Below are 3,681 nucleotides of genomic sequence, written 5' to 3' on the forward strand. Positions count from 1 at the left end.
GAGGATCGTCTCCGTCCACGAGGGCGTCGTACCGATCAGCTCGTCGATGCGCAACGCGTGGATCGACTTCAGCGCAATGGATTGCTCGATCGTCGCCGTGGTGAGCGACGTCGTCCGCGACGGCGAACCGCTGGTGGGATACGGCTTCAACTCCAACGGCCGCTACAGCGCGGGGGAGATCATCCGGCGTCGGATGATTCCGCGATTGCTCGCCGCGTCGCCTGAGGAGTTGCTCTCCGACGACGGCAACATCGACCCCACCAAGGCGTGGGACCACATGATGCGCAACGAGAAGCCCGGTGGGCACGGCGAACGGTCGGTCGCCGTCGGGGTGCTCGACATGGCGCTCTTCGACCTGGCTGCCAAGATCGCCGATCAGCCGCTGTACCGCTGGTTGTCCGACCGCTACGGAGACGGGGCGCCTGACGACTCGGTCTTCGTCTACGCCGCCGGCGGCTACTACGCGCCGGGCAAGGGGCTTCAGGAGCTGCGAGACGAGATCAGTGGCTTCCTCGATCTCGGCTACCGCGTCGTCAAGATGAAGATCGGCGGCGCGCCGCTGCCCGAGGACCTGCGTCGCATCGAGGCGGTGCTCGACGTGTTGGGCGGGGACGGGGCGCGGCTGGCGGTCGACGCCAACGGCCGGTTCGACATGGCGACCGCGTTGGACTATGCCCGCTCGCTCGCGCCGTACGGTCTGTTCTGGTACGAGGAGCCCGGTGATCCGCTGGACTACGCGTTGCAGGCGGCGCTGTCGGATCAGTACGACGGCCCGATGGCGACCGGCGAGAACCTCTTCTCGATGCAGGACGCGCGCAACCTCGTCCGCTACGCCGGTCTGCGACCCGACCGCGACGTCATCCAGGTCGATCCGGCGCTCAGCTACGGGTTGAGCGAATACCTGCGCACCCTGCGGATGCTGCGCGAGCACGGCTGGTCGTCGCGGCGCTGCATTCCGCACGGCGGCCACCAGTTCTCGCTGCACCTCGCCGCCGCCCTCAAGCTCGGCGGCAACGAGTCCTACCCCGGTGAGTTCCAGCCGACCGGCGGCTTCGCGGACGGCACCGTCGTACGCGACGGCCGGGTGTCGCTCACCAAGACGCCGGGAATCGGGCTGGAGCAGAAGGCCGACTTCTACAAGGTCCTGCGCGCGCTACACCCCTGAATCGGGCCGGCGTCAGCTACCACCTGGGGCGGGCACCTCGAAGATTGTCTCGAGGCCGTCCTCGTCGTCCCACTGGTCGCCGACCTCGACGAACCCGTACTGCGCCACCAACCGGCGCGAGGCGATGTTGTCGGGGCTGATGGTCGCGCGGACCGTGCGTACGTCGGCCTCGCGGGCGGCACGTTCGAGCAGCGCGACGACCGCGGCCCGTGCGTAGCCCTGCCGGCGGTGCGCGGGATCGACGGCGTACCCGATCTCGACCATGCCGCCGGCGTCCGGTGGTCCGTGAAAGCCGGCCCGGCCGACGGCGGTGTCCTGCTCGGCGTCGACGATCACTGCGGTGATCCAGCCGAGGCTGCCCGGGTCGTCGTCGATCTGCCGGCTCCGCCGGCGCCAGACCCTCCGCCACTCCGGCCCGACGAAATACGGCGTCAACACGATCGGCGCGGCCCGGTTCGCCGCCGCAAGGTCGCCGGCGGCGAGTGCGTGGATGGCCGGAGGGCTCAGCTGCACCAGCCGGACGACCTTTGCCACGCCGTCATCATGCCAACCGGCGAGCCGCCCGCCCGCCCCCCACCCCCGTGATCAAGAGGGGATTTCGGCGCGAAACGCCGTACGAATCCACTCTTGATCACCCAGGGGAGGGGGCGTCATCCGCATCGGATGATGCGACCGGTCGGCGCCTGTGGCGAGGGTTGGTCACCACGAACTGACATCGACGGGAGAGCCCACCATGGCGAAGAAGGACAAGGACGTGCTGTACGTGCTTGCGGCGGCGTACGACGAGGTCGACATGGCCATCGCCGACTACGAAGCGGTGAAGGCGCTCTACCGCGCCGTGAAGTCGTCCAACGACTTCGACGCGTCGGTGATCGCGAAGGGCGTGGACGGCAAGGTCAAGATCGTCAAGAAGCACGAGCAGCCCACCCGCCATGGTGCCGCGGTCGGTCTCGGCTGGGGTCTGGCGGTCGGGGTTGCCGCCGTACTGTTCCCGCCGATCGGAATCGGCGTGGCCGCGGGTGCGGCGGGTGGCGCGGCGATCGGCGGCATCGCCGGGCACGTGAGTGGCGGAATGTCGCGCACCGACCTCAAGGAACTCGGCGACACGCTGGACGCCGGCGAGGCCGGCCTGATCGTCATCTACGAGACGAACCTCGGGGACCAGATCAAGGCGAACATCAAGGCCGCCAACCGCATCGTGGCGAGGGCCAGCGAGATGGAGGGCGACCGACTCGCCGCGGAGCTGAACCAGGACGCGAACGGCGCGAAGGCCACCACCGCGACGTCGTAGCGTCGGCGGGTTGGCCGCACCTCTCCATGATCGTGATCGGATTTCGTCGGCGTTTCGCGGCGAAATCCGATCACGATCATGGTTGTTGTCGGGCGGGGATCAGCCCGGGACGCGGACGGTGACGTCGCGGAACGTCATGCGTGCGGCGTCGGCGAGCACTGCGAACGCACCGCGTCCCCGCTCGCGGTCGTGCTCGCCGAGCCTGCGGGTGAGGCACGTGCCGTCACCGAGAAACGCCTCGACGATGTCGCCCCGCACGCTGACCGTGAGATCGATGGTGCCCGTCGCGTCGGCGGAGAGTCGCTGCTCGACGACGGGAGAGTAGGCGACCTGCCCGTCGGCCGGGGTCGACAGGTCGACGATCCGGGCGACCTGCTCCGGCCGGCAGACGACGACGGCCAGCCCGCTCGACAGCCCGTCGGTGTCGCCGATGACGATCCCCGCGGTGTCGAAGTCCCCGTCGAGTGTGCAGGAGACGGCGAAGTCCTCCCGCGGCCCGTCGAGCGCGACGACAAGGCGGGCCGGACCGGTCCGCGCGTCGACGATGAGGTCGAAGCCGTCGCGGGTCCAGGAGCGTGAGCGGCTGCCCAGTTTCCAGTTCGCGGGCGTCCCCAGCGTGGCGGCGACCGGCTCCGGGATCCGCCCGGCGATCTCCCCGTCGGTGCCGACGTAGAGCTCACGGGGCAGTCCCAGGTCACCGCCCCACAGCCACTCCGTGGCCGGCGGGACCGGCAGATCGGGAACCCAGCCGAAGGCGATCCGCCGGCCCCGGTCGTCGCGCAGGGACTTCGCGGCGTACCACTGCTCGCCGTCGAGTGCCTCACGCGACGGCCTGCGCCACGGCCCGCGCGGGTTGTCGGCGACGCGGACGACGGTCTGCCGGCGATCGCTGTAACGGGAGTACGCCAGCCACACCCGATTCCCGAGGCCGAACATCTCCGGGCACTCGGGGCAGTGGGTGAACAGCGTGGAGTACAGCGGCTCCGGTGCGGTCCACCCGGCCAGCGTGCCCGACCGGCTTACCGCCAGGCAGCCCTTGGCGGGCTCGGGGCCGCCCGCCGTCCGGGTCGAGATCAGCATCCAGTAGCAGTGTTCCTCGTCGTTCCAGAACACGAACGGATCGCGCCAGTCGGTCTGCCCGAAGATCGCGGAGTCGGGCCGCAGGATCGGGTTACGCCGATCCTTCTCGAAGCTCACCAGGTCGTCGCTGGTGGCATGACAGATC

Annotated in this window: 4 protein-coding genes; 2 read left to right on the forward strand and 2 right to left on the reverse strand. The window is 69.7% G+C overall.

The features are described 5' to 3' along the window. Nucleotides 1-1,165 (forward strand): mandelate racemase/muconate lactonizing enzyme family protein (locus tag VGH85_13455; GenBank protein HEY2174808.1); only part of this gene is annotated, 1,165 nt, incomplete at its 5' end. Between the two features lie 12 nt (nucleotides 1,166-1,177). Here VGH85_13455 and VGH85_13460 read toward each other — a convergent pair. After that, nucleotides 1,178-1,699: a GNAT family N-acetyltransferase gene (locus VGH85_13460; GenBank protein ID HEY2174809.1), complete on the reverse strand. Its 522-nt coding sequence runs from the start codon at nucleotides 1,697-1,699 to the stop codon at nucleotides 1,178-1,180. Nucleotides 1,700-1,898: 199 nt separating this feature from the next. On the opposite strand from VGH85_13460, the gene VGH85_13465 reads away from it, so the two are divergent. Then, nucleotides 1,899-2,456, forward strand: coding sequence for a DUF1269 domain-containing protein (locus tag VGH85_13465; GenBank protein ID HEY2174810.1), 558 nt, complete (start codon nucleotides 1,899-1,901; stop codon nucleotides 2,454-2,456). 99 nt (nucleotides 2,457-2,555) lie between these two features. On the opposite strand, the gene VGH85_13470 is transcribed toward VGH85_13465, so the two are convergent. After that, the coding region (locus VGH85_13470; GenBank protein HEY2174811.1) for a hypothetical protein at nucleotides 2,556-3,681 on the reverse strand (1,126 nt) is incomplete at its 5' end.

Source organism: Mycobacteriales bacterium (assembly GCA_036497565.1).
Lineage (GTDB): Bacteria > Actinomycetota > Actinomycetes > Mycobacteriales > QHCD01 > DASXJE01.

Bases quoted from the DNA above. Each gene is read 5' to 3' on its own strand.
- VGH85_13465 (HEY2174810.1), top strand. From the start codon at position 1,899: ATGGCGAAGAAGGACAAGGACGTGCTGTACGTGCTTGCGGCGGCGTAC.